The organism is Streptomyces toxytricini, from assembly GCF_014649915.1.
GTDB lineage: Bacteria > Actinomycetota > Actinomycetes > Streptomycetales > Streptomycetaceae > Streptomyces > Streptomyces toxytricini.
In genome coordinates, this window is record NZ_BMTY01000032.1 from 59991 (window position 1) to 64201 (window position 4211).

The following is a 4211-nucleotide window of genomic DNA, read 5'->3' on the forward strand; positions in this document are numbered from 1 at the left end:
GGTGCCGGTGCCGTCGGGGGACGAGAGGTCCACGGCCTGGCGGGAGCCGACCGCGGAGCGGCTCGGCACCATGAATACGTCGTCGTACGTCAGGTCGTACGGCGGCTTCAGGTCATTGAGGAAACGCACGTGCAGAACATCCCAGTCGAGTCGGAGGATCCCGTCATACCCAGGAAGGGCAGCCGAGGAAACGCACGTACTTCATTCTCCCACGGCCCGGCACGAAAGCCGCCCGGGCTGATCGTCCAGGACATACCGGACCTGCTGGTGGGTTCCTACCACGGGGCCGTCCGGGCAGGCCGTTTCCCGACTCCGGGATGCCTCGCCCCTTGCCCCGGACCGACTGCCGGATGCAACGTTGATTACATGATTACAGCCGAACAGAGCGAGCAGCTCCGCGCCTGGTTCGCCGACCGCCTCCCGGACGGCGTGTACGCGTCCCTGGTCGAGGTCGTGGTCGACCGCGAGGAGATCACCGTCGTCGGCACCCTCCCCGCCGGCGAGTCCCCGGAGGCGTTCCGCGAACGCACCCGCGAGCAGCGCATGGAAGTCGCCCGCGAGGCGGAGGAGCTCTATCGCCGCAAGGTCGCCTGGGGCGTCCGCTCCGGCACGGAGCGCATCCTCTTCACCCACCTGGCCGTCCCCGTCATGACCCGGCTGCGCCAGCCGGAGCGGCAGGTCCTCGACACCCTCGTCGAGGGGGGCGTGGCACGCAGCCGGGCCGACGCCCTCGCCTGGTGCGTCCGCCTCGTCGGCCGCAACACGGACGCCTGGCTCGCCGAACTCCGCGACTCCCTGGCCAAGGTCCGCAAGGTCCGCGAGGCGGGCCCGGACCGCGAGGAGGCGCCCGGCGGGGCGGATCCGCGGCCGGAGGGGCCGGATCCCGCCTGACAGGGCGCGAGCGGGCCGGCCCCGCTCAGAAGCGGGCGCCGGGCGCGCCCGCGGGCGGCTCCACCGGCCCGTCGTCCAGGACCACGTCCAACCGCGGGCCGCCGACGACCTCCCGCCCGCGCGCCACGGCCTCCTCCAGCACCTCGCGGAGCGTCTCCCAGTCCCCGGGACGCGCCGCCGCCCAGCCGCGCCAGGACGTCACCGCGATCAACCGCCCCGGCGCCTCCGGCAGCCACGACAGGTCGCCCAGCGCATCGGCCAGCGCGTCCCAGTTCCGCCCGAACCACTGCGGCAGCTCCAGCGCCTCCTCCCAGCGCCGCATCAGCTCCGCCTTGCCGCGTACGCCGCCCAGGTCCACCCGTACGGTCGCCCAGCCGGCCTCCTCGGCGGCGGCCAGCGCCGGCGCCAGCGGTCGCGGATGCAGGGTCATCGGAGAACCGCCTTGAAGGAGTCGTAGTGGTCGTCCGTGTAGTAGAACTCCCCGCCGCTGCCGGTCACGATCCGCCGGGCGCCGCGGTCCCGCTCGCCCGGGGTGCGCACCGTGTACTCGTGGTAGTAGCCGCGCTTCTGCCGGGGCAGGAGCTGCTCGAAGTTCCCGAACACGGAGCCGTCCTGCCGGTAGGGGTACGGCCCGCCCTCGTCGATGAGGGCCAGCACCTCGCGCGCCTGCGGAGGCAGCTCGTCGGCCCGCACCGTCGCCATGCCCTGCGCCCATGCCGGGGCGGACGCGGAGGGCCGCTGCGACGGCAGCGCTCCCTGCGCGGGCCCGGACGAACCGCACCCGGCTGCCGCCACCAGGGCGACGACCAGGAACACCGCCCCGAGCACGCGTGACAGCAGCCGGGGCACGCTCCTCACGATCATGCCCCGATCGTGCCAAAGATCCGTTTCGGGGTCGAACCACCCGCCGGACGGTGCCGGATCAGTCGTCCGGGTCGGCCCGGTCCAGCGCCGGCCGCAGGCCCGGCTCCGACTCCGTCATCAGGTAGTCCGCCACCGCCGTGTCCGTGACCAGGCTCGTCACCAGGCCCGACCGCAGGACCGCACCGATCGCGGCCGCCTTGCGCAGGCCGCCCGCGATCGCCACGACCTCGGGGATCCGGCGCAGCCGGTCCGCCTCGACCGTGATGCAGCGCTCGCCGAGGTCGCGGCCGACCCGGCGGCCGTCCTTGTCGAAGAGGTGCGCGGACATCTCGGCCGCCACGCCGAGGGACGCGTAGTGGGCGCGCTCCTCGTCGGTCAGCATGTCGTGCACGGTGGAGATGCCCGGCTCCCAGGAGCCGATCGACACCGCCGCGACGGTGACCTTGTCGAAGTACTCGAAGGCCCGCGCGATGCCCGTCTGGCTGCGCAGCGCCGCCGCCGTCGCCGGGTCGGGGAGCAGCATCGGCGCGTAGATCGGGTGCGCGTCGCCGCCGGACACCTGCGCGGCACGCCGCACGGCCTCCACCGAGCCGCGCTCCGCCGTGCCGGCGTCGTACACGCCGGTCAGCTGCACGACGGTGCACTGCGGCAGCCGGTGCAGCGAGGCCGCCATGTGGATGGTCGACCGGCCCCAGGCCAGGCCCAGCACGTCGCCCTCGCTGACGAGCTCGCCCAGCAGGTCGGCCGCGACCGCACCCAGGTTCTCCGGGTCCGGCGCGTCCTCGGTCGTGTCCGCCGGGGACTCGACGACGACGGCGTGCCGCAGCCCGTACCGGGCACGCAGCGCGTCGGAGCGCTCCGCGTCCAGCTCGGCCGGCACCCGGATCTCGATCCGCACGAGGTCGCGCTCGAGGGCCGTCTCCAGGACCCGGGCCACCTTGAAGCGGCTCACGCCGAACTCCTCGGCGATCTGGATCTTGGACTTGCCCTCCAGGTAGAAGCGGCGGGCCATGGCCGCCGCCTGCACCAGCTCCGCGGGTCCCATCCGCAGGGCTGACCGTCCCGCCGACATTGCCGACACCGCGTTCTCCTCACTGCTGTTCACACTCTCGACTCGCCGTTCATCCTGTCAGATCCGGCGGCCGTTGATCAGCCTGGACGGCTCCCGTTCACCGAGCCGTCCACCAACCCTTGCCTCAGTGGTCGCATACCCAGGGCGCCGCGGCGATCGCGACGTCCGCCTGCTCGCGCAGGGTGCGTACGGCAGCTGCCGGATCGACCGCCCCGTAGACCGCGCTGCCGGCCACGAAGACGTCGGCCCCGGCCTCCGCGCAACGCTCGATGGTCGTGGCCGAGACACCGCCGTCGACCTGCAGCCAGATGTCCAGGTCGTGCTTGGCGATCAGCTCCCGGGTCCGGCGGATCTTGGGCAGCATGATGTCCAGGAACGGCTGGCCGCCGAACCCCGGCTCGACCGTCATGATCAGCAGCATGTCGAGCTCGGGAAGGAGGTCCTCGTACTGCTCGATCGGCGTCGCGGGCTTGAGCGCCATGGCCGCACGGGCGCCCTTCGCCCGGATCTCCCGCGCGAGCCGCACCGGCGCGGCGGCCGCTTCCGCGTGGAACGTGATCGAGCCGGCCCCGGCCTCCACGTACTGGGGCGCCCAGCGGTCCGGGTTCTCGATCATCAGGTGCAGGTCGAGCGGAATGTCCGTGGCCCGGCTGAGCGACTCGACGACCGGCATGCCGAGGGTCAGGTTCGGGACGAAGTGGTTGTCCATGACGTCGACGTGCAACCAGTCGGCACCCTCGACGGCCTTCGCCTCCTCGGCGAGACGGGCGAAGTCGGCGGACAGGATGCTGGGGGAAATCTGAGCGGCCATGCCCCAAGCCTGCCATGCCCCCGCCACGATCAGGCCACGACCCCGCACCGCGGGCCGGGGCGGGGCGGCGGGGGGGGGCGGCGGTGGCGGGGACGGTACGCGCGCCCCTGGCCCGCACCGGGATGCGCGGCGGCGGCCGGTGGACGCGGCGGACCCGGCCGGGGGCGCCGGGCCGAGGGAGGCTGCGGAGCACGTGGCTGCTCCGGGGCGACGGAGAGGCGGCGGCGCGAGTCGGCCGCAGGAGCCGCCGGCCGGGGGGCCGGCCGGAGACGGCGGGACGGGGGGCGGCAGCCAGGCGGGCGGGGCCGGAAGGCGACGGCTGGAACGGGGGGATGACCCGACCACGCGGGGCTGAAAGGCGACGGCGAGACCGAGGGTTGGCGGCAGCCACGCAAGCGAGGCCAGAAGGCGACGGCTGGTTGCGGGTGAAGCGGGAGCCCCGCACTCGGCATCGGGGGGAGGCGGCGGAAGCGGGTGGCGGGTGGGGCGGAGTCGACGACTCGGGGTCGGTGGGTGCGGGGGGTGTCCCGGCAGCCCATTGTCCTTCCGGTGCGGGCCGCCCTGTAAAGGGCG

Annotated in this window: 6 protein-coding genes; 1 reads left to right on the plus strand and 5 read right to left on the minus strand. The window is 73.9% G+C overall.

What is annotated here, in order from left to right; translation table 11 throughout:
- A partial coding sequence (locus tag IE170_RS33030; protein ID WP_373299079.1) for a hypothetical protein occupies positions 1-135 on the minus strand: 135 nt, incomplete at its 3' end.
- Positions 136-366: 231 nt separating this feature from the next.
- Between IE170_RS33030 and abmR the strand changes: the two genes are divergently transcribed.
- On the plus strand, positions 367-891 hold the full coding sequence (gene abmR, locus IE170_RS30495) for an ATP-binding transcription factor AbmR (protein WP_189812708.1): 525 nt from the start codon (positions 367-369) through the stop codon (positions 889-891).
- A 25-nt stretch (positions 892-916) separates the two neighbouring features.
- Here abmR and IE170_RS30500 read toward each other — a convergent pair whose 3' ends face one another.
- From IE170_RS30500 to rpe, 4 genes are all read right to left on the minus strand, one after another.
- Positions 917-1321: a barstar family protein gene (locus tag IE170_RS30500; RefSeq protein ID WP_189812709.1), complete on the minus strand. Its 405-nt coding sequence runs from the start codon at positions 1319-1321 to the stop codon at positions 917-919.
- Positions 1318-1755 carry a guanyl-specific ribonuclease gene (locus IE170_RS30505; RefSeq protein WP_189812710.1) on the minus strand — a complete coding sequence of 146 codons (438 nt, stop codon included), beginning with the start codon at positions 1753-1755 and terminating at the stop codon, positions 1318-1320. Before IE170_RS30505 ends, IE170_RS30500 begins: the two co-directional genes overlap by 4 nt.
- Positions 1756-1813: 58 nt before the next feature.
- Positions 1814-2827, minus strand: coding sequence for a sugar-binding transcriptional regulator (locus tag IE170_RS30510; RefSeq protein ID WP_223856979.1), 1014 nt, complete (start codon positions 2825-2827; stop codon positions 1814-1816).
- A 124-nt stretch (positions 2828-2951) separates the two neighbouring features.
- Entirely contained in the window at positions 2952-3638 is a 687-nt protein-coding gene (gene rpe, locus IE170_RS30515) for a ribulose-phosphate 3-epimerase (protein WP_189812712.1), read from the minus strand.
- Positions 3639-4211 lie beyond the last annotated feature (573 nt).

What these genes read in the sequence shown, in the direction of transcription:
- IE170_RS30500 (WP_189812709.1), bottom strand. Translation starts at nt 1,321, where the DNA reads ATGACCCTGCATCCGCGACCGCTGGCGCCGGCGCTGGCCGCCGCCGAG.
- IE170_RS30510 (WP_223856979.1), bottom strand. Translation starts at nt 2,827, where the DNA reads ATGTCGGCGGGACGGTCAGCCCTGCGGATGGGACCCGCGGAGCTGGTG.
- IE170_RS30505 (WP_189812710.1), bottom strand. Translation starts at nt 1,755, where the DNA reads ATGATCGTGAGGAGCGTGCCCCGGCTGCTGTCACGCGTGCTCGGGGCG.
- rpe (WP_189812712.1), bottom strand. Translation starts at nt 3,638, where the DNA reads ATGGCCGCTCAGATTTCCCCCAGCATCCTGTCCGCCGACTTCGCCCGT.
- abmR (WP_189812708.1), top strand. Translation starts at nt 367, where the DNA reads ATGATTACAGCCGAACAGAGCGAGCAGCTCCGCGCCTGGTTCGCCGAC.